26 protein-coding genes are annotated in these 25,770 nt (G+C 42.8%); 10 read left to right on the forward strand and 16 right to left on the reverse strand.

Going from position 1 to position 25,770, the window contains the following annotated elements:
- The first annotated feature begins 141 nt into the window (after window positions 1–141).
- Together AAFN85_RS11870 and AAFN85_RS11875 are read left to right on the forward strand one after the other, a co-directional pair.
- Window positions 142–2,796 carry a valine--tRNA ligase gene (locus tag AAFN85_RS11870; protein ID WP_347527497.1) on the forward strand — a complete coding sequence of 885 codons (2,655 nt, stop codon included), beginning with the start codon at window positions 142–144 and terminating at the stop codon, window positions 2,794–2,796.
- 88 nt (window positions 2,797–2,884) lie between these two features.
- Window positions 2,885–4,693 carry an ATP-binding protein gene (locus AAFN85_RS11875; protein ID WP_347527499.1) on the forward strand — a complete coding sequence of 603 codons (1,809 nt, stop codon included), beginning with the start codon at window positions 2,885–2,887 and terminating at the stop codon, window positions 4,691–4,693.
- Between the two features lie 617 nt (window positions 4,694–5,310).
- On the opposite strand, the gene AAFN85_RS11880 is transcribed toward AAFN85_RS11875, so the two are convergent.
- Window positions 5,311–7,122, reverse strand: coding sequence for a sugar-binding domain-containing protein (locus tag AAFN85_RS11880; RefSeq protein WP_347527500.1), 1,812 nt, complete (start codon window positions 7,120–7,122; stop codon window positions 5,311–5,313).
- Window positions 7,123–7,371: 249 nt separating this feature from the next.
- Window positions 7,372–7,824 (reverse strand): type I restriction enzyme HsdR N-terminal domain-containing protein, encoded by a 453-nt coding sequence (locus tag AAFN85_RS11885; protein WP_347527501.1) that lies wholly within the window; start codon window positions 7,822–7,824, stop codon window positions 7,372–7,374.
- A gap of 149 nt (window positions 7,825–7,973) precedes the next feature.
- Here AAFN85_RS11885 and holA point away from each other — a divergent pair, with 149 nt between their 5' ends.
- Window positions 7,974–8,996, forward strand: coding sequence for a DNA polymerase III subunit delta (gene holA / locus AAFN85_RS11890; RefSeq protein ID WP_347527642.1), 1,023 nt, complete (start codon window positions 7,974–7,976; stop codon window positions 8,994–8,996).
- Between the two features lie 7 nt (window positions 8,997–9,003).
- Here holA and AAFN85_RS11895 read toward each other — a convergent pair whose 3' ends face one another.
- Together AAFN85_RS11895 and AAFN85_RS11900 are read right to left on the reverse strand one after the other, a co-directional pair.
- Window positions 9,004–9,975: a hypothetical protein gene (locus AAFN85_RS11895; protein ID WP_347527502.1), complete on the reverse strand. Its 972-nt coding sequence runs from the start codon at window positions 9,973–9,975 to the stop codon at window positions 9,004–9,006.
- Between the two features lie 6 nt (window positions 9,976–9,981).
- Complete coding sequence (locus tag AAFN85_RS11900) at window positions 9,982–10,962, reverse strand: hypothetical protein (protein WP_347527503.1); 981 nt, start codon at window positions 10,960–10,962, stop codon at window positions 9,982–9,984.
- Window positions 10,963–11,040: 78 nt separating this feature from the next.
- Here AAFN85_RS11900 and AAFN85_RS11905 point away from each other — a divergent pair, with 78 nt between their 5' ends.
- Window positions 11,041–11,439: a hypothetical protein gene (locus AAFN85_RS11905; protein ID WP_347527504.1), complete on the forward strand. Its 399-nt coding sequence runs from the start codon at window positions 11,041–11,043 to the stop codon at window positions 11,437–11,439.
- Here AAFN85_RS11905 and AAFN85_RS11910 read toward each other — a convergent pair.
- Window positions 11,433–12,083, reverse strand: a complete 651-nt coding sequence (locus AAFN85_RS11910; RefSeq protein ID WP_347527505.1) for a hypothetical protein — start codon at window positions 12,081–12,083, stop codon at window positions 11,433–11,435. The genes AAFN85_RS11905 and AAFN85_RS11910 overlap by 7 nt on opposite strands.
- 166 nt (window positions 12,084–12,249) lie before the next feature.
- On the reverse strand, window positions 12,250–12,411 hold the full coding sequence (locus AAFN85_RS11915; protein WP_347527506.1) for a hypothetical protein: 162 nt from the start codon (window positions 12,409–12,411) through the stop codon (window positions 12,250–12,252).
- Between AAFN85_RS11915 and cysC the strand changes: the two genes are divergently transcribed.
- From cysC to AAFN85_RS11930, 3 genes are all read left to right on the forward strand, one after another.
- On the forward strand, window positions 12,410–12,973 hold the full coding sequence (cysC, locus tag AAFN85_RS11920) for an adenylyl-sulfate kinase (RefSeq protein WP_347527507.1): 564 nt from the start codon (window positions 12,410–12,412) through the stop codon (window positions 12,971–12,973). The two genes, AAFN85_RS11915 and cysC, sit on opposite strands and share 2 nt — an antisense overlap.
- A 28-nt stretch (window positions 12,974–13,001) precedes the next feature.
- Entirely contained in the window at window positions 13,002–13,829 is an 828-nt protein-coding gene (locus tag AAFN85_RS11925; RefSeq protein ID WP_347527509.1) for a hypothetical protein, read from the forward strand.
- A gap of 187 nt (window positions 13,830–14,016) precedes the next feature.
- Window positions 14,017–14,604, forward strand: coding sequence for a hypothetical protein (locus AAFN85_RS11930; protein WP_347527510.1), 588 nt, complete (start codon window positions 14,017–14,019; stop codon window positions 14,602–14,604).
- A 73-nt stretch (window positions 14,605–14,677) separates the two neighbouring features.
- Here AAFN85_RS11930 and AAFN85_RS11935 read toward each other — a convergent pair whose 3' ends face one another.
- Complete coding sequence (locus AAFN85_RS11935; protein WP_347527511.1) at window positions 14,678–16,141, reverse strand: hypothetical protein; 1,464 nt, start codon at window positions 16,139–16,141, stop codon at window positions 14,678–14,680.
- 10 nt (window positions 16,142–16,151) lie between these two features.
- On the reverse strand, window positions 16,152–17,405 hold the full coding sequence (locus AAFN85_RS11940; RefSeq protein ID WP_347527512.1) for a hypothetical protein: 1,254 nt from the start codon (window positions 17,403–17,405) through the stop codon (window positions 16,152–16,154).
- A gap of 478 nt (window positions 17,406–17,883) precedes the next feature.
- On the opposite strand from AAFN85_RS11940, the gene AAFN85_RS11945 reads away from it, so the two are divergent.
- Genes AAFN85_RS11945 through AAFN85_RS11955 form a run of 3 tightly spaced genes read left to right on the forward strand, consistent with a single transcriptional unit; the run spans window position 17,884 to window position 20,506 of the window.
- Window positions 17,884–18,291 carry an EVE domain-containing protein gene (locus tag AAFN85_RS11945; protein ID WP_347527513.1) on the forward strand — a complete coding sequence of 136 codons (408 nt, stop codon included), beginning with the start codon at window positions 17,884–17,886 and terminating at the stop codon, window positions 18,289–18,291.
- Complete coding sequence (locus AAFN85_RS11950) at window positions 18,288–19,424, forward strand: carbohydrate-binding family 9-like protein (protein WP_347527515.1); 1,137 nt, start codon at window positions 18,288–18,290, stop codon at window positions 19,422–19,424. The genes AAFN85_RS11945 and AAFN85_RS11950 overlap by 4 nt, the downstream gene beginning before the upstream one ends.
- Window positions 19,421–20,506 carry a family 10 glycosylhydrolase gene (locus tag AAFN85_RS11955; protein ID WP_347527516.1) on the forward strand — a complete coding sequence of 362 codons (1,086 nt, stop codon included), beginning with the start codon at window positions 19,421–19,423 and terminating at the stop codon, window positions 20,504–20,506. Before AAFN85_RS11950 ends, AAFN85_RS11955 begins: the two co-directional genes overlap by 4 nt.
- Before the next feature lie 170 nt (window positions 20,507–20,676).
- On the opposite strand, the gene AAFN85_RS11960 is transcribed toward AAFN85_RS11955, so the two are convergent.
- From AAFN85_RS11960 to AAFN85_RS11995, 8 genes are all read right to left on the reverse strand, one after another.
- On the reverse strand, window positions 20,677–21,126 hold the full coding sequence (locus AAFN85_RS11960; protein ID WP_347527517.1) for a MarR family transcriptional regulator: 450 nt from the start codon (window positions 21,124–21,126) through the stop codon (window positions 20,677–20,679).
- 57 nt (window positions 21,127–21,183) lie between these two features.
- Entirely contained in the window at window positions 21,184–21,360 is a 177-nt protein-coding gene (locus AAFN85_RS11965; RefSeq protein ID WP_347527518.1) for a DUF5522 domain-containing protein, read from the reverse strand.
- Entirely contained in the window at window positions 21,360–22,298 is a 939-nt protein-coding gene (locus tag AAFN85_RS11970; RefSeq protein ID WP_347527520.1) for an MBL fold metallo-hydrolase, read from the reverse strand. The genes AAFN85_RS11965 and AAFN85_RS11970 overlap by 1 nt, the downstream gene beginning before the upstream one ends.
- The gene (coaE, locus tag AAFN85_RS11975) at window positions 22,298–22,894 is read right to left on the reverse strand and encodes a dephospho-CoA kinase (protein ID WP_347527521.1); all 597 of its coding nucleotides are present in this window, start codon (window positions 22,892–22,894) and stop codon (window positions 22,298–22,300) included. The genes AAFN85_RS11970 and coaE overlap by 1 nt, the downstream gene beginning before the upstream one ends.
- 2 nt (window positions 22,895–22,896) lie before the next feature.
- A complete protein-coding gene (locus tag AAFN85_RS11980; protein WP_347527522.1) occupies window positions 22,897–23,841 on the reverse strand; it encodes a YbbR-like domain-containing protein in 945 nt (314 codons plus the stop codon).
- Between the two features lie 158 nt (window positions 23,842–23,999).
- Window positions 24,000–24,338 carry a preprotein translocase subunit YajC gene (gene yajC, locus AAFN85_RS11985; protein ID WP_347527524.1) on the reverse strand — a complete coding sequence of 113 codons (339 nt, stop codon included), beginning with the start codon at window positions 24,336–24,338 and terminating at the stop codon, window positions 24,000–24,002.
- Between the two features lie 11 nt (window positions 24,339–24,349).
- Window positions 24,350–24,796, reverse strand: a complete 447-nt coding sequence (locus tag AAFN85_RS11990) for a DUF1573 domain-containing protein (protein ID WP_347527526.1) — start codon at window positions 24,794–24,796, stop codon at window positions 24,350–24,352.
- Between the two features lie 9 nt (window positions 24,797–24,805).
- Window positions 24,806–25,753 (reverse strand): transcription antitermination protein NusB, encoded by a 948-nt coding sequence (locus tag AAFN85_RS11995; RefSeq protein ID WP_347527527.1) that lies wholly within the window; start codon window positions 25,751–25,753, stop codon window positions 24,806–24,808.
- Window positions 25,754–25,770 lie beyond the last annotated feature (17 nt).

Genomic DNA, 25,770 nt, shown 5'->3' on the forward strand with positions numbered 1-25,770 from the left:
GATTTCTGGTAACTGTTATTTCAAACTTTGCTTTTAATTTCCTGGGTTTTAAATGATACGGGCGAATATTTATTCTGTAAATTCTAAAATTCTGTAAATTCTGATTCGGACAAACCGCTAAGTATCGTACTTTTGCGCGTTATGAGTATTGCTAAAACATATATCCCTAAAGAAACCGAAGAAAAATGGTACAGTTACTGGTTGCAGCACGGCTTTTTTAAGTCGGTGCCTGATGAGCGTGAGCCTTATACAATAGTCATTCCGCCGCCAAATGTTACCGGGGTTTTGCACATGGGCCACATGCTTAACAATACCATACAGGATGTGCTGGTTCGTCGCGCCCGTATGAAAGGCAAAAACGCCTGCTGGGTTCCCGGTACCGACCACGCCAGTATTGCCACCGAGGCCAAAGTTGTTGCCATGCTTAAAGAGCGCGGCATCAGCAAAAAAGACCTTACCCGCGAGGAGTTTTTAACCTACGCCTGGGAGTGGAAAGAAAAATACGGCGGCATCATCCTGGAGCAGCTTAAAAAATTAGGCGCATCATGCGATTGGGACCGTACTAAGTTTACCATGGACGAGAACCTATCCGAAGCCGTAATAGATACTTTTATCCACCTGTATAAAAAAGGTTGGATCTACCGCGGTATCCGCATGATCAACTGGGATCCGCAGGGTAAAACCGCGGTATCAGATGAGGAGGTTATCCGTAAAGAAGTTAATCAAAAGCTTTACTATATTAAGTATCATTTAGTAGGAACTGACGTTACTAAATCTACATACCATGAGGGTGAACCTCCTGTAATCATCGCTACAACCCGTCCGGAGACTATCATGGCTGATGCGGCAATTTGTATCAACCCCAACGATGAGCGTTATAAACATCTACATGGTCGAACTGTAAATATCCCACTAATTAACCGCGAGATCCCGGTGATACTGGATAACTATGTTACCATGGATTTTGGTACAGGCTGTTTGAAAGTTACCCCTGCTCACGATTTAAATGACTACGAGCTGGGCCAGCGCCACAACCTACCAGTTATTGATATTTTAAATGACGATGGTACGCTGAACGAAAAAGCCCAGATACTGGTTGGCGAAGACCGTTTTGCAGCCCGTAAAAAAATAGCTGTACTGTTAGAAGAAGCTGGCGTACTGGAAAAAGTAGAAGAATATAAATCGCAAGTAGGTTTCTCTGAACGTACCAACGCGGTTATCGAGCCAAAACTATCAATGCAATGGTTTTGCAAGATGGGCGAGATGGCTAAACCTGCTTTGGATTATGTATTGAACGGCGAGATCAAACTGATCCCGGACAAGTTTATCAATACCTACCGCCATTGGATGGAGAACGTTAGGGATTGGAATATCAGCCGCCAGTTATGGTGGGGACAACAGATCCCGGCCTGGTATTTACCTACCGGCGAGTTTGTGATTGCCAAAAATGCTGAAGAAGCATTGAAGGAAGCACAACTTAAAAACCCTGAATTTACTGCTGCTGATCTTACCCAGGATGAAGACGTAGTTGATACCTGGTTTTCATCATGGTTGTGGCCAATCTCGGTATTTGATGGTTTTAAAGACCCCAACAATGCCGATATCAACTATTATTACCCAACTAACGATCTGGTTACCGCGCCCGAAATTTTGTTTTTCTGGGTAGCGAGGATGATCATGGCCGGCCACGAGTTTAGGGGCGAAGCTCCATTTAAAAACGTTTACCTTACCGGTATAGTTAGGGATAAACAAGGTCGCAAAATGTCGAAATCGTTAGGTAACTCGCCCGATCCGTTGGACCTGATCGAGACTTATGGTGCCGATGGTGTGCGTGTAGGTATGCTGCTATGCTCGCCTGCCGGTAACGATTTGATGTTTGATGAAAGCTACTGTAAACAAGGTGCCGGTTTTGCCAACAAAATATGGAACGCCTTTAAACTGGTAAAAGGCTGGGAGGTTGATGAAACTTTGCCTAACCCAAATGCTGTAGCTATTGAATGGTTTGGTAACCGCTTTAACCAGGCCCTAACGGAGATCGAAGCCAACTTTGCGCAATACCGCCTGTCGGAAGCGCTGATGGATACTTACAAATTAGTATGGGACGATTTCTGCGCCTGGTATCTGGAAATGATCAAGCCTGCTTATCAACATCCTATTGATAAGGTTACTTATGCAGCTACTATTCAATTTTTTGAGAATATTTTGAAGGTGTTGCATCCATTTATGCCTTTCTTAACCGAAGAGTTATGGCATGATGAACTGTTTGGCGAACGCACTGAAAATGATTGCTGTATTGTAGCGCAATTGCCCGTTATTGGGGAAATAAATTCACGCCTGCTTGCTGATGTTGAAGTGATAAAAGATGTTATCACAACCATCAGGAATACACGTAAAACAAAACAAATATCTGATAAAGAGCCGCTGGAGCTGTTTGTACGCTCAAACTCGGGTATCAACTATGGTAGCTACCAGGCTATTATCAGCCGACTTGGTAACATAAGCAAGTTTGATACCGTTAATGATAAAGTTGAGGGCGCGATAAATTTCCTGGCCTCAACTGATGAATTTTATGTACCATTTGAGGAAGAAATTGACCCGGTTGCGGAATGTGCCCGCCTGGCAAAAGAGAAAGACTATTTATTAGGCTTCCTGAAAGCGGTTAACGGTAAGTTAAACAACGAACGCTTTATGGCCAACGCCAAGCCCGAAGTTATAGCTGCCGAGCAAAAGAAAAGGGCTGACGCCGAGGCAAAACTGGCTATCATTGAAGAAAATCTGAAAGCTTTGGCTTGCTAATTGCAGGATTTAATGGCTTTGCGTTACAGGTAATCGTGTTGTAAGTACGGTTACCTGTAAACTGCAAGGTTCATGATAAGTCCTGAATATGAGTGATAAAGTAAGTTTTTTTAACTTATCGATTTATAAGATCCTTCGCAAGGAACAGCCGTTTCTTGACCAGGCCCGCATACGTTTACTGTATTATGGGTTCTTCCTGATATTTGTTGCCTTAGGCGCGCTTTACCTTAGTGTTTATTTTCAAAACCAAAGCATGCTGGCCACTACCACTTTGGTACTGATGGCCTCGGTAGTGGTATTGTTTAAATATTTAACCTGGATACCTAATTGGCGGGCAGTATCACATGCTTTGCTCACCGTAGGTACGCTGGTTAACGCAAGTTTGGTTTACATCTCCATCCAGTCGGTTAATATTATTACGGTACAGGTTATTATTATTGTTATCGTGTTCAGCTTTTATATGCTGGGGCAATCGTGGGGACTTATTTATTCGCTGCTCAATACGGTGCCCGTGCTTATTTTCATGATCATTGAATTTAATAGCGGATATGTAATCGGTATTAAACCTAACCGTATTGATCAGTCGACCATCATTATCAGCCTGTTTGCCAATTTTATCTTGCTGATATTTATCCATAGCCATTTTTACACGGCCTTCCTCAAAAATATCAAACACCTTAAGGATAGCGGCGAGGAACAAGTAAAGCTCAATATTAAAATGGAAGCGGCTATTGAAAAGGCCGAAAAGTCGGCGCTGGCCAAATCGGAGTTTTTATCCACCATGTCGCACGAGATCCGTACGCCGCTTAACGCGGTGATCGGGATGAGCAACCTTTTGATGATGGGTAGTCCGCGGACCGATCAGAAGGAAAATCTTGAGATCCTGAAATTTTCGGCCAATAACCTGTTGGCTATTGTGAACGATGTGCTGGATTTTAGCAAGATAGAATCGGGCAAAGTAGTGTTTGAAAACATCCGCTTTAACCTGGTTGAACTGATGAACAATATTTGCGGCGGACAAATCATCAAAGCCGAAGAAAAAGGCCTGCTGTTTAAGCTTGATATCGATAGTTCGTTAAGAAGTAAAGTGCTTTTTGGCGACCCTACCCGCATTACCCAGATCATTTTTAACCTGGTAAGCAACGCGATTAAATTTACTGAAACGGGCAATATCTGGGTAAGAGTGACCTGCGTAGAGGACAGGCACAATACAGTTACGGTAAATTTTTCTGTAAGGGATACCGGTATAGGTATCGAAAGCGATAACCTGCACAATATTTTCGAGCCTTTTACACAGGAATCTTTAGCTACCACCCGTAAATATGGCGGCACAGGTTTAGGCCTGGCGATAGTTAAACGCCTGCTTGAACTGCAAGGCTTACAGATGACGGTGAACAGCACCCGTGGTTATGGTTCGGAATTTTTGTTTAGCATGGAGTTCCCGGTATCTACCGAGGCCCTGCCTGAAGTAGTTGTTGCTCCGCAGACCAAACAGTCGCCTGAAAACACGCTTTCAAACTTAAGGATCCTTATTGCCGAAGATAATATGGTGAACGTGATGCTGATGAAAAAGCTGCTGGGCAAGTGGAACATCACCCCAACCATTGCCGAAAACGGCGAACGCGCGGTTGAGTTTATGCAATACGGTAATTTTGATATTATCCTGATGGATTTGCAAATGCCGGTAATGAACGGTTTCGACGCCTCGAAAGAGATCCGTAAAATGGCCGATCCACGCAAATCACAGATCCCTATCATCGCCCTTACGGCTTCCGCGCTGTTTGATATTAAAGACCAGGTTTATGAGGCAGGTATGAATGATTATGTATCGAAGCCGTTTAAGCCAGATGAACTGCTGGAGAAATTGAATGCTCATGCGCCGGGGCGGTTGGCGTAAGTCAGGTTGCATTAAATTCAGTATAATTTAAAGAAAGTTATAGCTTTACCGCACCAGTTGTTTACATTAAAATTATAGCTATAAATTATGGATCAGGTTGGTGCGTTGATAGATCGTGCTTTGATTATAAGTGCTGTAATAGCGGTATCGATATTTCTATTGATAGTTTTTTTGCCGAATGAGAATAAAAAACCTCTTCACAGGAGGTTGATTAATGGCTTTTTTATTGGGCTGTTGGTATTGGCCGTTTCGATGTTTGTAATTGTAAATATTATGGCAGGTTAATTTTATTTTTAAGGTAGGAATTATAAAAAATGTCATTGCGAGGTACGAAGCAATCGCGAACTACACAGGGCGGATTTGCATAGCCCCTCGGCTTCCGTGCGGTTGCCACGCTACGCTACCCATGACAAGTTTAAAATGGGTGTCATGCTGAGCCTGTCGAAGCATGGTGGGTAGGGCCTCTGCGCGCTACTCTTCGACAAGCTCAGAGTGACCGGCCCGCCCGCAAATGTCATATCTCCTTCAGAGGCCTCGGCTTCTACTCACTCGCAATGACATGGTTTGTTACTTTTTTCTTGTCTCTTGATTCTTGACCTCCTGAATCTAATTCCCCCTTACTTATTCAACTTGTTCCCAGCCTTAATCACCGCTTCATTAACTTCTTTAACTCTATCCAGCTCCATCTTCTCAACAGCCCTATCATAAGTTAATACTCCATTTACCTCATGCTCCACATCGGTAGTTTGTGTGTAGATAGCCACGCTTAGGCCTTTGTATTTCATGAGTTGCTCTACTTCATCAAGCAGGAAAACGTAGCGATCGGTGAGGCGGGCACGGGTTGGTTCATAATCGTAGGCATTGTTTTCAATCGGCCACATGTGGTTGCGTACAAAAAGGCCTACGCCACCAAACTCGCCTAACGAGGCTGCCCTGGTTTTATCGGGTACGGATGCGCCATAGGGGCCAACGTAAATATGGGTATCCACATAATCGCCATTGCCCGGATCACCGTAGGCTTTTTGATAACCGGGGTTATTGTTAAAGCCCGAGTTGCCGTTAACCAGGCGCGATGGATCGTATTGTTTAACCCAATTGGTGATGTTTTTAACATCAAAAGCACCCCAGTTTTCGTTAAATGGCACCCAGGTAATGATTGATGGCGAATTGTAATGATCATCCATTATAGCTTTCAGTTCCTGGCGGTACACTTTACGATTTTGGGTGGTATCCTCATTTTGGTACCAGATGGCCGGCATATCCTGCCAAACCAGCAAGCCCATTTTATCGGCCCAATAATAAAAACGTTGAGGCTCGGTTTTCATGTGCTTGCGGATCAGGTTATAACCCGCCTTTTTGGTGTATTCAATATCAAATTTCAGGGCTTCTTCGGTAGGGGCTGTTAAAACGCCATCGGGCCAGTAGCCCTGGTCAAGCAGGCCTAATTGCATAATGAATTTGCCATTAATCAGCGGGCGGATCACGCCATCCAGCTTACCCAGCTTTATATCCCTCATGCCGAAATAGCTTTTTACTTCATCAGCCTCGCTGCCATCGGCATTGTAAAGGGTAAGTTTCAGATCGTACAAAAACGGCGAATCTGGTGTCCAAAGTTTTGGATCATTTATCGGCATATAAAAATACGTACCACCAACAGCGTCAACCTGCGAAACTTCTTTCCCATTGTTAAGCGCAACAGCTTTGATCTTACCTTTGCCTTCGGCATTCACCCAAACTTTTAAACGTTTGCCCTCAACATCGGGCAACAGACGAATATTTTTGATATACGATTTGCTCACCGGCTCCAACCAAACGGTTTGCCAAATGCCCGATGAAAAAGTATAATCGCCCCGTGGTGCGTTTTTGCCCGATGGTGTTTTGCCATCATTAGGATCTTTAGCGGCCACGATGATGGTATTGCTGCCTTTTTTAAGATAAGGCGTAATATTAAAGCTAAAAGAATCATACCCCCCCGAGTGCGTACCCGCTTTTTTGCCATTAACAAAAACGGTAGCATCATGATCAACCGCGCCAAAATGGATAATAACCTGTTTGCCTTGCCACTTAGACGGGATCTCAATATTGCGGCGATACCACATATTGATCTCCTGTTTACGCTGTATGCCCGATAATATCGATTCGGGGCAGTAAGGCACCTGGATCTTATCTGCCTTGCCCTCAAAAGTTGCAGGTTTTTCCGGGTTGAGGGCATTCAGAACATTCTTTCCACCTATGTAATCCCATTTGCCATTAAGGCAAAGCCAATCGGCACGTTCCAATTGCGGGCGTGGATATTCGGATAGCGGGGTTTCTGCTTTTATGGCATCGTTTGTCCAGCGGGTGGGAAGTTTGGCTTCTTGTGCAAAAGCGGCGCATCCGTATAAAGTTGCAGCCAAAAGCAGGGTTTTTGCCTTAAGATAGGTGTTCATGCGTAAATGTTATAATTGATGAGGTTATGAATGCCTAAAGTAAGGATTTGATAACTGTTATCATAACATTTTATTGGGGGGGGAACTAATATGAATGGGATTTTTTAATTCCCTCCCTCGGGAGGGGGGCGGCTGGATTGAGTAATGGCAGGGAGGGGTTTATACGCTATTCTAATGAATATGTATGGCGGAGAAACCCCTCCCTACACCCTCCCAGGGGAGGGAATCGCACAATCCCGCTCACTTTTATTACCCCTTCACATACCCCGGCAACTCCTCAATAAATCTATAAGTACAATTTTCATGATCAATAGCGCAGTAATAATGCTGCAATCCATTACTCACAGCCAGTAGTGATACCTTATGCACCATATTATACCTGGCAATCTGATCAAACGTTTTTTGATCGATAGTAACCGATGGCGCCTTGCATTCCACCATTAATATCCGTTGCCCCTCAGGGTTAAAAACTACGATATCTGTGCGTTTTTGCAGGGTATTGAGTTTTAATCCACCTTCCAGTTTAATAAGCGAACGGGGATAGTTTTTTTGCCTGATGAGGTATTGTACAAAATGCTGGCGTACCCACTCTTCGGGGGTAATGATGATGGTTTTTTTGCGGATCTCATCAAACAGGGTCAGCGTACCTTGATCATCGCTTATTTTAAAAGGGTAGGGCGGGAGATTAAGGGGCTGGAGCATTTTTGTAAGTATGAAGTTTAAAGTCCGAAGTCTTGATTCGGAAATTTTAGTTGAGTGGCAAAAATAAAGAATATCCGCGTTAGCATCCCCCTAAATAAAAATACATTCCACTTTTGACTTTCGACTTAGTACTTTTGACTTCAGAAGATATGACCGCGCCCGAGATACTCAAAGACCTTAAGAACCGTAAATTTAAACCCCTGTACTTGCTGCATGGTGATGAACCTTATTTTATCGACCTGATTAGCAACTACGTGGAGCATAAACTGCTGCCCGAGCACGAGCGTGGTTTTAACCAAACGGTGGTTTACGGCAAGGATACCGATATCATGACGGTGCTTAACGCCGCCAAGCGCTACCCCATGATGGCCGATTACCAGGTAGTACTGGTAAAAGAGGCCCAGGATATGAAGTGGGGCAAGGAAGATGATAACAAAAAAAGCATCGACCCGGTATTAAGCTATCTCGAAAATCCGCTGCCCAGCACCATCCTTGTTTTTTGCTATAAATACGGCAAGTTTGATAAGCGTAAAAAAACATATAAGGCGATAGAAAAGAAGGGACTTATTTTTGAGTCGGCTACTTTGTATGATAATAAAATTCCGGGCTGGGTTGAAGGTTATGTGAGCGAAAAGGGTTACAAAATGAACCAGCAGGCATCGGCCATGATAGCCGAATATTTAGGTAACGATTTATCTAAAGTTGCCAATGAGCTTGAAAAACTGATGCTGAATGTGAGTGCCGGGCAGGAAATTACCTTGAAGCATATCCAGGATAACATTGGCATCAGTAAAGAATATAACGTGTTTGAGCTGCAAACAGCCCTCACCAAAAAGGATGCTTATAAGGTTAACCAGATTGTTAATTACTTTGAAGCCAATCCCAAATCAAACCCCATAGTGCTGGTATTAGGCAACCTGAACAACTTTTTCAGCAAGGTGCTGGTGTATCATTACGTAAAAGATAAAACCCCGCAAAACCTCGCTAAAGAGATGGGAGTGAACCCGTACTTTATCAAAGATTATGAACAGGCGGCTCGTAATTATCCGCTTGGCAAAATATTCCAGGTTATCAGCTACCTGCGCGAGTACGATCTGAAAAGCAAAGGCGTTGAATCGAACGCGCCGCATGGCGAGTTGATGAAGGAGTTGATGTTTAAGATATTACATTAAGCTATTCCTAGTTGCTATATAGTTTAGTGGCTATTTGCACGGTTTGCCCCTTATTTACACGCACGTTGGGGATTGTTCTGGTAAAAAACTTATCTAAACGATCATAACTTTCTATTTTTATTGTAAATGGAGTTTGGGTATTTAATACCTTAAATGAAACGGCATGATTGGTTTCGCCGATATGATCATAAACAAATTTATTTGATGCCAGGTCAGTTCTGGTTTCTTCTGCCTGAGCTTTATTTATATTGTAAGCATACAATTCATTGTCAATATAAATTCGCAGGTAGGTAGCCGAAGCTGGAATAGCATCTTCAATAATTATTGATACATTTCCAACTATCTGTTCGGGTACTATGGTTTTTTCTATATTTGTTGACGATACCTTTAAGGCTGCTTTATAGATAAATGCATCGTCCATTAATGTAAAGTAAGGATTGTGATCATTTGAAGGATAGTATTTTGCTTCTGAAAGAGGTAGATCGGGGTAAAGGTAGTTGAGAGGAGTTTTCCAAAATTCCATTGGGTTATTTAAACCACCTCTTTGTGTGCCTGCCATAATTACGATAGTGTAGTTACCTGCTTTTAACGAATCGGTAATGGTGCCAAAGGATGCGGAATTATTTATTTCCTTTCTCGAATTTTTATCAATTCTAAATAACTTATCCATATCATCCGGCGACAGGTTTTCTTCCAGCCGGCTTACCTGAGCACCTGTACTGTCATAAACCGCATACATGATTTTGGGATAATATTTATCGTCGCCAGCAAATATTTGCACATTTGGTTTTAGTGCATTAGTATGCAAGGATGAATTAACCGGAGTACTGCTTTTAGTAAAACCATCAACAGTAAAAGTTACTTTATATTTTTTAGCTTGCTCATCTTTAACAACCGCAGGGGCTGGTGTAACCGGAGCATTGTTTTTGCACGAGCAAATAGCTATTAACAGGGAAAAAAGTAAAGTCAGCTTTTTCATGATAATTTAATTAGTGCTAAATAATTTGGTGGAGATTTGGGTGGTTTGCCCTTTATTTACGCGCACGTTGGGAATTGTTCTGGTAAATATCTTATCATAATTCTGATAACTCTCTATTTTTAGTGTAAATGGAGTTTGGGTATTCAAAACGTTGAAAGAAAACGTATGATTGGTTTCACCCCTATGATCATATACACCGTAATTATTTGATGCCAAATCGGTTCTTGTTACCTCCGCTTCAGCTTTACTTATATTGTAAGTATATAATTCATTGTCGATAGAAATTCTCAAATAGGAAGCCAGACCAGGAATAACATCCTGTATAGTTATTGATACCTTTCCAACTGTCTGTTCTGGTGCTACAGTTTGTTCTATATTGGTTGCTGACACCTTTAAGGCTGCTTTATAGATAAAGGCATCGTCCATCAATGTAAAAAAAGGATTGTGATCATTTGACGGGTAGAACTTTGCTTCTGAAAGGGGAAGTTCGGGATACAAATTGTTGGCCAAAGGGATTTTCCAAAACTCCATCGGGTTATTTAATCCTCCCCTTTGTGTACCGGCCATAATTACAACGGTGTAGTTACCTGCTTTTAATGAATCGGTTACAGTGCCGAACGGTACAACGTTACTTATTTCTGTTCTCGAATTTTTCTCTATCCTGAATAACTTGTCCATATCATCGGGTGATAGGTTTTCTTCCAAACGGCTTACCTGGGTGCCCGTGCTATCGTAAACCGCGTACATTATCTTGGGGTAATATTTATCGTCGGCTGGCAATACTATTACGTTTGGTTTTAGTGCATTGGCACGAATGGCCGAATTAACAGGGGTGCCAGCTTTTGTAAAGCCCGATACGGTAAAAGTTACTTTGTGTTTTTTAGCATTAACAACTACTGGCGGGGCATCTGGTGTAACAACCGGCGTGTCATTTTTTTTGCACGCGGCAATTAAAAATAATGAAAAAAATAATGCCAGTTTTTTCATGACAAGTTTAAGTTTGCAGCATCTAAGATAACAAATAACAAGCATTCGCGAAAATATCCTTAATATCGCCTAATCATTATGACCCTAACAACTCACACAAAAAACACCTGGGCTTCTAATCTGATCAGGGCATCGGCGGTGCTGTCGCTAGCTTATTATTATTTAATTGGCAGTACGCAGGGGGAGGCCCCAACGGTGATAGCCATGTGTGTCATTTTAGGCATTTTGATGTTTTTGGCCATGTTTATAAGGGCGGGGCACAAATGGCCTAAGTGGGTGTTGTTGGTTTTATTGATAGCTACGATAATCCCGGATGTTATCAGTTTACCATCTACTATTAAATATAATTTATCTGCAGGGTTAATGGCTATTTTGATCGATGTGGTGCAGATAACTGCCTTGGTGCTACTTTTTATTCCGGCTAAAAATGACCCTGAACCTGAAGAAGATGACCTGCCGGTTGTTGCAGATCAATGATGAACAGGCGGAAGGTTTCTAAATCCAAATGAAAATACAAATATCACCGAAACGATAAGCAATATAAAATAAAGCGTTTTTCGAAGGTCTTTTATATCCCGGTCTTCCTTTAATACCAATATCCTAAAGGGTTCAACAAATAAGGTTAACAGGATGAACGCTATAGCAAAGGATAGTGATATCGGTGCGTTGGTAAGAAAGCCTTCAATATTGCTATTAAAAACTCCCAACAAAATAGGCACATTCCAGCCGAGCAGGAATACGATAATGGCGGCTGTTTTAAAAGGAAAGCGCCCCTGCTGTTGTAATTTTTTTACCCGGTGCCAGGTTGTTTGATCATGGACAACCTCCTTACTGAAAAAACCTGTCGCTTTTATATCCTCAATAATGCTTTGGTATGATGTACTGGTTGTAAAAACAACTTTTTGAGGATAAGCATTTACGGTGTGTATTATCCTGATACCACCGCGGGAAAGCCCTGATGACGGTTGGATGGAGGTGATATCTTCGGCATTAAAAAATACCTGCCCGGCAAATCCCAGGTTTATTGATAGTATATCAGCAGTAACTTTTAACGTTGCTAAGGGCCACGTTGCGTTAGCATTGCCTATATATCCCCCGCCGGTAATTTTAAGTTCGCTCATTTGTGAAAACTGGTTTAGTTTATGGGGTGAAGTTAATTATAAAAGATAATAGTCCGCAAGCGCCGCGTTAGGATGATTTTTACCGTAACAATTTCGTTAACTGTAGCGTTGCTTAGGGTTTGACCGTATAGCCTCGCTCTTGCCCAAAAAGCCTTTTGCAATACCCTTACGGCTGTTTTATTTCCTGACCTGTTTTTAACTGCCTCACTTGTAATTGATTATTTACAATGTAACAAAAATGTTCGGCCTTTAATTCCCTAAGTTCACCATTGTAAGCAATTACAACGCTAATCAACAAATTGTTTAAACCACCTAAAAACATTGTCATGATACTTTTATTTTGTGGATTATCGGGAGCCGGAAAATCAACCTTAGCCAAAAGTGTTGCATCCGAACTAAAAGACCTCAACATCAAAGCCGAAATTGTTGATGGTGATGAATACCGCGCGGCCCTCTGCCGTGACCTGGGTTTTAGCAAGGAAGACAGGAACGAGAATATCCGTAGGTTAGGTTTTGTGGCCAGTCGTTTCAGCGCGCAGGGTATTGTTACTATCGTGAGCGCTATAAACCCTTACGATGAGATCCGCCAGGAACTGGCCGAGAAGTACGATGATGTAAATATTGTGCACGTTGATTGCCCTGTAAATAAACTGATTGATCGTGATACCAAAGGCCTGTACAAACGTGCCTTACTGCCCGATGGCCACCCGGATAAGCTGAATAATTTAACAGGGGTTAATGACAGGTTTGATGTGCCTGTTAACCCAGACCTATATATCGATACCTGTAATAATACCATCCAGCAGTGTACATCTTCATTGCTATATCATATCATCAACAACCTGCAACCTGTTAAAAAGCAGGCAAGCAAAGTACCAAGCTATTCCTAAGTTTTTGGGACTGGCTTAACGTAAGTTTATGCAAAAAAGAGTACTTATTATTGCCGGGATGCACAGTTCCGGCACTTCGCTTATTACCCATTGGTTAACTAAATGCGGCCTGCAAACGGGCGAACAACTGGCCACCGGAAATCATGGCCATGCGGAAGGGGATTTTGAAGATATTGAGTTTTTAAAAATGCACGAGGAGATCCTGGCCGATCATAACCTGCCCACATCAGGCCTCACCATTGAGCATATTGATAATTTTACCCCCTACGAGAAGGCCAAACTACAAAGCATTATCAGGGTTAAAGAGCGGCTGTATGACCAATGGGCCTGGAAAGACCCTCGTACCTGCCTGTTCCTAAACGTTTATAAAGAACTGCTGCCCGGTGCCTGCTACCTTGTTATCCTGCGCGATTATCAATCGGTAGTGAGTTCGCTTTTGAGGCGTGAGTTTAAACGTATCGACAATAAATATATGGGGCGCAAACTGGCGCACCGCTTGGTGTGGACCTATCTGCGCAAACCCAAACGGATCAGCAAATTTTACAAAGCCAACGCTGCCGAGTATTTAAAGATTTGGATAACCTACAATCATGATATTTTAGCCTGCATTGAAAAGCTTCCGGCCGAAAACTTCGTGGTGATCAATTACTCGATGTTGAAGGAGCACGATAAGCCTGTGTTCGATCAGCTTAAAAACAAATGGAACTTTGCCCTCAGTTATTCATGCTTTAAAGATGTTTTTAAAGCACACTTGATTGGGCCTGATGTAAACATCGAACAATATATTGAAGATAAGGAAATGATCGAGCAGGCTAATCAGCTACAAAGCAAGCTGAAAAGTTACCTGTTAAGGTAGTGTGAAATGTGTTCAATAACTGTGAATAAATGTGATTTATTTCTCGGGTTACGGTCAATTTATTATACAGTTAAAGGTTTGATATTGATAATCAGGTGATTATTTGGTCAATTAGAATTTAATATCTGAAAAGAAGTACACGGAACACCGTTTTTCTTTTCGTGATTGTAAACCTAATTAGTTCCAGATGAAACCTAAATTTACATCGCTGTTAAGCTATAACACGTTAGTGATAACGGTTATGGTGCTATGCTTTCCATTGGTGAGTTTTTCACAAACACTAAAGCCTGGTTCGTTAGCTTATCTTAAACAAGCCAACGGTATCGGTGGGTTTCGCTTGGGTTCGTATCTTACGCTAAGCCAATCGCAGGACCTATCATACATAGATGGCGAAAATGGAAAACCAGATGCAGATAGCTGTGTAACTTATGAATATCATATCGAAAACGGGTTGAAAGTTGAAGGTGGTTTAAATATTAACCACGTTTGCTTACGTACCTATAAAAATAAGCTCGTAAACATTTATGTTTTCTTTAATCGCAAAGAGGGCTACCTTGTTTTACGCAGATTTTTGCAGTGGTACGGCACCTTCACCGCTAAGCCTAATGATTACCTGGATATTTACGATTGGGATTCGAACAAGGTGAAAGTATCGCTCAGGTACCACCTCGATACCGACCAGGGTATGGCTGTGTACACGTGTGTTGATTTAATGAATGAAGTAGAGGCGCGGAAAGTGAAACCTTTGCCAATGCTGTTAACTGCCAGTCAGTAAGCGGTTGGTGTTAAAAAAATCGGGCATGATCATTTCAAATAGAATAACCATGCCCGATGTGTGCATTTAAATATTATTTAAAGATCTCGGTTTTTATCCCCTCGTTAGTCCCCATTAATACTGTAACGCGGCCATTATTGGCGTTAAAAAATTGCGGGTATAAGGTGTAATATGAACTTCTTGAGTTTAACTCTTTAACAAAATTAGCCGGGGCATCCATAAGGCCGTCATTATTGATTAATACAGCTACCGGTAATTTATAATTTTTAATTTCACGGTAATCGTTAAAATATTTGCCATACTGATCGTTAAATACTAAAGCAAGTTTATTGTTGATAGTGCCCGACGCCACCATCAGGCTTTCGTCGAAATTGCTTGCGGTCCACTTATTACGACTCACTGTAATATCAAACTTTTTTGCACCGTCATTACTAAAGGCAGTAACCTGGATATCACCATGTGTATAGGTGAAATTTTCGTCAAACGGCGCTCTTTGCATGGCTGCCATGCTACTTGCTTCTTTATCCTCCTTATACTGTTCGCCTACCAGGAAAAAGGTATCGCCATTATAAACAATATTACGGGCAGTAAGTGTGATGATCGGCTTATCGAACGGAAAAGTTTTAACCTGGGTAGGTTTTGATGAGTTGAAAAGCCAGGTACCCATGGTGGCAACATCCCCTGCCGAAAAGGTTCTTTTTTGTTGGGTGTAACCAGCAAGGATCAGATCGCCCGCGCTGTTAACACTGGCTGTGTAGCTGTAGTTTCTGAGGCTGGGATCAGGTGCTGTAACCTGGTAGATACTTGTACCGGTGGCACCGGCTGCCACTTTATAAACAACCGGGTATTTGTATGAGTTATCAAACTCTTCGGCTATAAGATACAGGTCGCCTTTATCAGATGCCAGGAAATTAAAAACCGGGATCTTTTTGGTGTCGCCCGAAAAACTAAGCTGACCTTTGCTGATCTCTTTGAAATTCTCATCCAGGAAAAAGTATTTGAACTGATCGGGTGTGTTCTTTTCGTGCGGAAGCTGCGCTAATATAGCCACGTGCTTTTTATCGGGTGTAAGGGCAACATACCAATCGCCGGGGTTACTGAATTTGGTAAAATCGATATCTCCCACGGGTTCGTCAGTTCCTACGTTTCCGTTATCATCTACCGTGCGTACGGTTAATGAACTTTTATTTGCGCTTTTGGTGCGGCGTTCAATAAATGCACCTGTTTTGCTGGCCGTTACTATAATGGTTTTTACATCTGCATTATCAGTAAAAGTGCCACGTTCAATCCTGATGTCTTTTAGCGTTTTTATGCTGCCGCTTTTATCGGCAACTATCATGGTATTGATGTTTTCGAAGTTTTGCACCCTTTTTATAAAAAAGTAATCGGCGCTGGCATTACTGAAAGCGTTAAAGGATGGCTGTTTTTTTTCGAGCTTAAAAGGTTGGGTATTAGCCCCGGTGGTTACCGTTACCTGCGCGTGGGCACTCATACTCGCAACTGCCAAAAGGCAGCACGCTGTAATAAAATTCTTCATTTATAATTAATTAGTTTGTGGAACGTGTTTTTAGTTCGGCAAAAAGTACATCGTAATCGTACTTGGTTTTGCGTTCGGATGATGAAAGGCTATAGGTATTCAATTTATCTAAAACCGATTGCCCGGCCGTTGCGTTGCCCGATGCATAGTAACTCTCAAGTAAATCAAACGAAACAGCTATAGCAATATCTTTATTAATGCGGGCTTTTTTATTGCTGATATCTGCCTGATCGAGTGCTGTTTTCCATAAGCTGCAGGCTTTATCAAGATGTGTTTTACCTCCTGTTGGGTCTTGCTGCATCATCAATAGCCCGGATGATGCTTCGTTAAATGCCGTGGTAAGATCGGCATAAGCTTCGTCACCATTTTTTATATAGTACAGCGTCGCCATCCTTTTTACTTTCGAGTAGCCAAATTGGTCATTAAGCATATTGTTAATGAACTTGAGGTTTTCCTGCAGTACCTTTTCTTCGGATGTTTTAATAAGCAGTTCGCTGTTTATCCTGGTAGCCCTGTCTGTTGCCGCGCTTTTATAAATTTTATAGCTGTTAAGCTCGGGCGGGGTAACGTTCATAATTTCCTTGCCATCAGGAGTGGCAACCTTCACCGTCATGGGGTGGCGGTATGAAAACTCGGTATGGTAATAGGTTGATTTACCTACACCGTTATTGCTGCCGCCAAGGCTCACCGTGCTCGATTGCTCGTCCATAGTGCGTGGCGCTGTATGATCAAAGCCATACAGTACCACGGCTATTTTTAAGGCATGCTGCGGATCGTTTTGATATCCTTCCAGGTTGATATAGGTATTGGCGAGCGCGCTATAATCGTATGAGCTTTGCAGCGCAGGCCTATCAACCATTGCCAGGTATGGATGAACGGGAAGTTGTTTAACCGGTTTCTGGCCTCCGTCTAACGATTTTTCGAGGATTTTTTTCCCTAATGATTTTTTGTTGTACTCGGCAAGTTCTTTTGCGTAATTATCTTCGGCTGTTTTTACCAAAGCAGGGTAGGCAGCCATTTCGGCATTGTATTTTTGCAGTGCATCGCGTTTTTCTTTTTCGTAAGCTTTAAGTGCTTCCTGGTTCCGGGCCTCGTAGGCGGCTTCAACGGTAACCTGGTAATTTTTTACTGATCTATCTAACGAAGCAGCTGGCAACCTATTAACAAAGTAAGAAATGTCTTCTGATTTAATTTTTTGAGCGTAACACACAGTGCCGGATAAGAGTAATAATATCGGCAGGTAATAAATGATTTTTTTGTTCACGGTTTAAGTTTATGATAAACGGATTAGGCTTTTTACGCGAAAATACAATAATAGTTGTTGCATTTCAAAATAATACACTGTTGGTAATGCAGTTATGGGGTTGCAAACTGCCGGTATAGCTTTGATAATCGGTTAATAATATTTAATTAATTTGAGCGTAATATGTGTAAACATTAATCAATCATTATACAATTTGCTTCACAGTTTTAGTAATTGGTTTAAAACCATTAGCTAAACCGTTATTTTAGAGGTAGTCAAACAAAAATAAATAATAGGTTTTAGGAGAGGCCTCCGAGCAGCGATTGTGGGGAGGCCTTATTTTTTTGCCATGTTGTTGCCCGCATATGTTTTACTCTCCCCCTACATTACCACTGCAAGCCATAATTTTAATGTAACAATCACTCGTATAGGTTGTGGCTATTTCTGTTTGTGGCTGCTTTTTTACATTTTTACGCTACATTAAAATTACAACGTTTACATGCAGCATTGGTTAGTTAAGAGTGAGCCCTTTAAATATAGCTGGGAAAAATTTAATAAGGATGGTCGTACTTTTTGGGATGGTGTGCGCAACTACCAGGCCCGCAACAACCTGCGCGCTATGCAGGAAGGCGACTTAGTGTTGTTTTACCACAGTAACGAGGGCAAGGAGATAGTAGGCGTGGCCAAAGTAGTTAAAGAAGCCTACCAGGACCCCACTACCGATGATACCAACTGGGTAGTTGTGGACCTGTCGCCGGTTGAAACATTGAAAACCCCGGTAACCCTCGAACAAATTAAAGCTGACCCGAAATTGCAGGATATCGGCCTGGTAAGACAGGGACGTTTATCAGTAATGGGGATGAAACGCGAAGAGTTTGATTACATTTTAGAGCTGGGCAGCAAATGAGGTTAGGCTTTACCAACCTCCGCCGTTCTATTCAATTAGCTTTAACAGTTTTTTTATTGGTGTCGCCGGGGTTGGTAAAGGCCCAGGATGCATTTAGCGCCTTTCCCAATTTTTTCACAGTACCCAATAATTATGTGGTAAGGCATGTAAAACATCCGCCTGTAATTGATGGCGATGTTGAGGATACCGTGTGGCAGCAAGCCAAATGGAGTGCCGATTTTCAGGATATTGAGGGAGAGCTGAAACCCAAACCTCCGTTGCAAACCAACGTGAAAATGCTTTGGGACGATAGCTGCCTGTACGTAGCTGCACGTTTGTACGATCCTCACGTGTGGGCATATCTTACCCATCGTGATGATGTAGTTTATGGGGATAATGATTTCGAGATCTTTATCGACCCTGCAAACAATACTCATAATTATTACGAGATAGAGGTAAATGCCCTCAACACTATTTTCGATCTGTTTTTAACCCGTGCCTATCGTAATGGTGGCGCTGCTGTTCCCGGTTGGGATACCCACGGATTGCGGTCGGCAGTGAAAGTGTTGGGAACGCTTAATAATACTTCAGATACTGATAAGGGCTGGACGGTTGAAATGGCTATCCCCTTTAAAGCCCTGCACGATGGTTTTAGCAAAGTGCGAATTAAGCATGGTACCTTATGGCGCATCAACTTTTCGCGCGTGGAATATGATACCAAAGTTGTTAACGGTAAGTATGTAAAGTTAAAGGATTCAACAAGTCGTGACCTGCCCGAGCATAACTGGGTATGGAGTAACCAGGGGCTTATTGCCATGCACTTTCCCGAGCGTTGGGGCTACCTGCTCTTTAGCGATCACGAGGCTGATGACGTAACCTTTGAGATGCCTTATGCCGAAGAGCAAAAGAAATCCCTCTGGCTCATTTACTACAAACAAAAAGAGTGGCAAAGGGAGCATCATGAATATGCCACCTCGCTAAGTAAATTAGGTATCGATAAAAAGGTGATGGTTACCGGTAACAACAACGAGCTAAAGCTGGAAGCTACCCCGCACCAGTTTACGGCTTTTGTTACCGATAGCAAAACCAAGGCAACCTACACCATTAACCAGGACGGCCTGGTACAGCAACAGCTAATCCCTAAACTAAAATGAATAAACGCGAATTTTTGAAAGCCGGTTTGTTGGCCGGTGTGGCAGCGCAGTTGCCACTGATAAGCAACGCCGCTGTTGAAATTGCTAAAGGCAACAAGAAAAAGGCCATGAAAAACTGGGTATGGATAAACCCTAACCCAAAAGATACCGACGATGAACTATCAACCCGGTACACGGCTTTCAAAGAATCGGGGATAACGGGTGTGTTTTTTGAGGCCGACAGCGAGCGCCACTTCCGCGCCGCGAAAGCCAAAGGACTGGAAGCCCACCGCTGGATGTGGACCTTTAACCGTGCCGAATTGGTGAGCGAAAAACCGGAATGGTATAGCAAAAACCGCAAAGGCGAATCATGTGCCGATAAACCGCCTTATGTGCAATATTACCGCTGGCTTTGCCCGTCGCGCCCCGAGGTGCAGGAGTATCTCACCAAAACCGTTGAGGATATTTTAGCTAAAGATTATATAGATGGTATCCACCTGGATTATGTGCGTTATTGCGATGTGGTGCTGCCCGTAAACCTTTGGGATAAATACAAAATTGAGCAAACCAAGGAACTGCCCGAATATGATTATTGCTATTGCGAAGTTTGCAAAGCCAAATTTAAAGAGCAATACAACTTAGATCTCGACCAGATCCAGTACCCAGAAGCAAGCCTTTCATGGCGCTTATTCAGGTACAATAATATTACCCGTGTGGTTAATGGAATCTCGGCCGTAGCCCATCAGCATAAAAAACAAATAACCGCGGCCGTATTCCCGACTCCCGAAGTTGCCCGCCGTAACGTACGCCAGGACTGGACTAACTGGAAAATGGATGGCATTTGCCCCATGATCTATCACGGTTTTTACAAAGAAGGCGTAAGCTGGATAGGCGATGCCGTAGCCGAGGGTGTACACTTCCTTGCCGGTAAATTCCCGCTGTATGCGGGTTTGTACTTATCCGATTTTAAGAATGACGAGGAGATCCGTACGGGGATCCAGGTGGCATTGAAAAATGGCGCTATGGGGGTATCTTTCTTTGGTAATGTAAGGCCTGAGGTGTTGGCGATATTGAAGGATGAAGTGGCGGTGTTTAAGGGATAGTATTTTTCCACCTGATTATCACCACGTCATTGCGAGGAACGAAGCAATCGCCCGGAAGCAAATCCGCCCTGCAAAGTTCGCGATTGCTTCGTACCTCGCAATGACGTGATTTATAAATGTTTGTTTCCCTTTCGCCTTTAACCTTTTCCCTTTCGCCTCAAAACAAAAACCTATCCCCGCATTTTGTCCAATAGATCACTCAGTGTAGCGGCTTCATCTTCGCTGAGGTTTTGGCTTAATATCTCTTTAGTTTTAAACTCGCTATCCATTTTTGAAAGTGTAGCCAAACCTTCATCGCTAATGCGGATATCTACCGCGCGGCGGTCTTTATTGTTGGTGCAGCGGGATACCAGGCCTTTCTGAACCAGGCGATCAACAATGCGCGACGCGTCAGACATTTTATCGATCATTCTTTCTTTGAGCAAATTGATGGTGGCCGGTTTTGGGTATTGGCCGCGCAGTATCCTCAGGATATTGAATTGCTGTTGGGTGATATTATGTTTTTCAAAGTGGCAACGAAAATAATTAGCCAGCCAACCTTGCGTGTAGGCCACGTTAATGGCTACTTTGTGGTAGTTGTCTTCAAAATTGGTACTTTGTATTTCGTCTTCTATCCGCATAATAGTAGTAATGAGTGGGATACAAATATGTTTAATTATTTTTAATTTAACATCGATTTATTTATCGCTGTCGTCTGTATCTGTGGCATTTCCGGTTAATTTAGCCTTACCATAATTCCAGGGGCAGTGCAGGCATTTGTTTTTACAGCAATAGCCCCGCTTTAGGTGATATTCTTTGGTGAAAACAAAATTGCCATCCTCGTTAATATAGTAATCGGTACCTTCCTGCAACATCAGTTCAGTATTTTTACAAAGATATCATCTTTTAGATGAGCTTTTAAACGTTCGCCCTTACCGTGAAGTGTCCAAACCTGTTTGGGTTTGGTATTGGTAATGGTTTGCAGGATATCGTTCCAATCCACATGATCGGATATAAACAAGGTATCCTGGTTATTAACCTGTAAGTTTTTCCAGCCCGAGGCAAATAGCCGCTTTACGCCTGTGGCCCTGATATAGCTATCAAAAGTAAACGGCGGAACAATGTACACAAACTCGTCCTGCACTTTCATCAGTTTACGGCCGTAAATCTGGTACTTGCCCGGCGAGAAACCCATCTTTTCATAAATAGCGTTGATAGGCATTATTTTATGATGCACCAGGATTTTTTTCTGCGGGGCATGTTCGGTTATGAGGTTAATTAACCGCTGACTTTTGCCCAGCGCATAAGCCCCCAACAAAATATTGGTTTTTATATCGTTTATCTTTTTGATCTCGGCAACGGGATCAGGATGGATCACATTAGGATCGGCAAAGGTACTTTCGGTGATCAGCACATCGGCGGTAACCCATTCAATAGGCTCGCAGGTGGCATCGGGTTGTAGCTTGTAATCGCCGGTGTACAGGTAGCGGGTACCCTGGTATTCCATCAGTATTTGTGCAGAGCCAAGCATGTGGCCGGCTGGTACCAAAGTTATGGTTACGCCGCCTACTACAAATGGTTTGTTAAACTCGACTATATTAAAAACTTTGGCCGCTGTACGGTCATACCTCAGTTGCATAATGCTGGCCGTGGCGCGGGTACAGTAAACGTTGTTATTGCCGCTTACGGCATGATCGGCATGGGCGTGGGATATGATGGCCGTTTGAGCGGGTTGTTGTGGGTCGAGGTGAAAATTGCCGTACTTGCAGTACAGGCCCTTTTCATCAAAGGAAACAAAATCGTCGAGTATCATTAGTGCTGGGCGAGTGATAGGTAAAGCTCATGTAAGCGCAATATTTGCGGTATTACCAGCTGTTTACCATCATTTATAATTAAGTCGTTAGCCAGTTTTACTTTTTTATCCTGGGGCATCTGGCGGGCCTCGCGGCTTTCAACATCGGCGCGGGTTAAATGATCGCGCAGCATTACCCGGTTAATGCGGGTTTCGATGGGGGCGGTGATCATGATTGCCCTGTCGCACATCTTGTACGATCCGCTTTCAAAAAGGATTGCCGCCTCGCGGATCACATAAGGGGCATCATGATGCTGCTCATCAAAGCGTTCAAAAGCCCTGAATACGGCAGGGTGTACCAATGCGTTCAGCTTTTCCAGCTCGGTTTTATTGTTGAAAACAATGTTGGAGATGTATTTACGGTTCAGGCTGCCATCATCAAAATACGCCTCGTTACCAAAGGTTTGTTTAATGCCTGCAATCAGCACTTCATCGGCAACCATAACCTTTTTTGCTTCGTCATCAGCATAAAAAACGGGGATGCCCAGCAATTCAAATACTTTGGCTATGGTAGTTTTGCCGCTGCCTATGTTGCCTGTTAAACCTACTTTAAGCATTATTATTTTTTGATGATGAAATCGATATTGGCGGGTTCAACCTTTACTATTTTACAAAACGGGGGAACGCGGATCAGTTTTACCGGCAACATCGTGTACCCTTTATCGCGCCAAAGGTCCAGATCGGCAACGGCCTCAAAAAGGTCTTCGTCCATATCCGGGTAGCGGTTTAAGGATGTAGTAAAAGTTACCTTTATTTTTTGAGGGAACACTTTTACATCCGCGTAGTTATTATTGATCAGCTTTACCGGGATATCGAGCGTTTTTTCGGTAAACTCATCAACCGGGATAATGGCCTGTACCGATTTGGGGTAAACACTCAGGTTGCCCTCATTACTTGGCGACAGGTTTACCCGGGTATTAACCGTTTCGTTTATACCTGATAATTTAAGCGAATCTGTTTTCCACGAGGTGATCTCTTTCAGGCGTTCTGCCGGGCCACTTACGGTAACATAGGCAGGCCTTACGGTAATATTCCCCGATATGGCAAACTGTTTTTGATAGCTAACACCGCTTACCAATTGTACCGGTACTTTTTTCACCAGCCGGTTACTAAAATCAAAATACAGGGTATCCGGATCGATAGCCAGAATCTGACTGACACCTTCCTTACCCGCGTTAATTTGTTTTAGCTGGGTGCTCAGAACCACGTAATTGCGGTTCTCGAGGGTATGCAGATCAACGGTGATAGGTTTGCCATCGCCGTTCATTTTTGAAAACAGCATTTGCCAGCCTGTACCTTTAATGGTAACATCAACAGTATCGGGCTGCAATGAATGAAACGCGCGTTTTTGCGGGGCGTTTTTAAACGTTAAAACCTCGCGTACGGTGTAGGGGATAGGATCTGACAGGGTTGTAAAGATCCAGGCAATAACAGCCAGCGACAAGCAGGTGAAAAACACGGATAATCGCCTGCGTTCTGTTGCCGATAATTTTATTATTGCCATATTTTTTAAGTTAAAGGCGAAAGGTTAAAGGTGAAAGGTTTGGCACTTGCGTGTATTCCTTTTCCTTTAACCTTTCGTCCTTTTTTATTCGTTTTGAGAGGTGAGGTTTAAGCTTAGGTTTCTACCTTTCGCCTTTAACCTTTTCCCTTTCGCCTTAATTAAGCTTTTTTCTCAACCGCCGGGGTGTTCAACGCTTTTGAAGCCTCAAGTGAAATAGCCGATTTATCAAAGCGAATTTTTCCGTTTTCAACTTCAACCAAAAAAGTAGTATCGTTAAGGTCGATGATACGGCCATGGATACCTGCTGTAGTAATTACGCGATCGCCTTTTTTAAGCTCTTCAACGTATTTTTTCTGGTCTTTTTGTTTTTTAACCTGCGGACGGATCATGAAAAAGTAAAACACGATGATGATCAACACCATCGGTAATAACGATCCCAGGCTGCTGTTGCCAAATAAGCCGCCGCCGCTGGCTTGTAATAAAATAGTAGCTATCATTTTTAAATTAATTATTTCTTCTTTAAAACCTCGCCTATCAGGTGTACCATAGTTTCGGCAGGGATAGTATTGGCTGTAACTGTAATTTGTTTATCCTGTAAGCCGCTTTTGCCGGCACTGTTAAAGGTAACACCTATAACAGCGGTTTCGCCGGGTTTAACCGGGGCCTTAGGCCACACAGGTGTAGTACAACCGCAGGTAGCACGGGCGTTGGTAATGATCAATGGAGATTTACCGGTGTTGGTAAATTTGAAATCGTAATGCGTGGTATCGCCTTCGGTAATTTTGCCAAAATCATGGCTTTCTTTTTCAAATTTTACTACCGGGGCGTTTGCTGCTTTGGCGCTGCTATCGGCCTGGGCTGTTGCTGCACTATCGGCTTTGCTGCCACTTCCTGCTCCGTTGCAAGCTGATAATAATAAGCCTGCTGCTACTAAACTTAAAAACAGTTTTTTCATTTTCTGATATTATTCTATAAGGCCACGGCCAATTTTTTTGATCTTATTTTCGGCTTTAAGCTCAATCAAAATCTTGTCCAAGATACCGTTTATAAATGAATTACTTTTAGGTGTGCTGAACTCTTTCGAGATTTCCAGGTACTCATTAATAGTAACCTTAACCGGTATCGAGTTGAAGTTAATGAACTCGGTAATAGCCATTTTCATTAACAAGGTATCCATCATAGCAATACGCTCAGGCTCCCAGTTTTGGGTTTTGGCGGCAATCAGTTCCTGGTAGGCGGCATCGTACCTTACGCCTTGCTGAAACAGGTTTACTACAAAATCACGGTCTTCAACCCAGTTACCGGTAATTTCGGCCAGGTTGTTAAGCTTGTAATCATCGTGCGAAAAGTTTTTGAAAGTTTTGGCGATCAATGCTTGTAGCACATCTTTATCAACCGGCCAAAAAATGAACATATCCTCAAAAACCTGTTCGGCTAATGATGATTTCAGGATCACTTTTTTGAAAATGAATTTGATGATATCCTTATCGGTTTGCAGGGTATCGTCTGTTTTTGCCAGGTATTCGGCATACTCGGTCGAGTTGCGAAGGCTGATGAAAAGGGTTTTAGCCAGTTCCGGCTCAAAATTCCAATCTACTTTGTACTTTTTCTTTGCCTGGATGTACTCTTTATTATCATTAAGGCTAACAATAAACCTGTTGGTGATAATTTTAAGATTAGGGTTCAGGTCATCGGCGGTGGGCAAGTGTTTGTTGGCGCGTTCCTGTGCGTCGTTTTCCGAAAAACTCACTACCTCGCCAATAAGCGATAGCATCCAGATATACATTTCATAAACCTGGTCGATGCTGTGGAGCATGTTTTTTTCGAAAAGTTTAACATCTTTCGTATCCGATTGATGATACGCGTACAGTGCCTGTAATACTTTTACCCTTAGGTGCCTTCTGTTTAACATTTTTGTAAGAACGATTT

Origin of the sequence: Mucilaginibacter sp. CAU 1740 (assembly GCF_039839285.1) — a bacterium.
Classification (GTDB): Bacteria; Bacteroidota; Bacteroidia; order Sphingobacteriales; family Sphingobacteriaceae; genus Mucilaginibacter.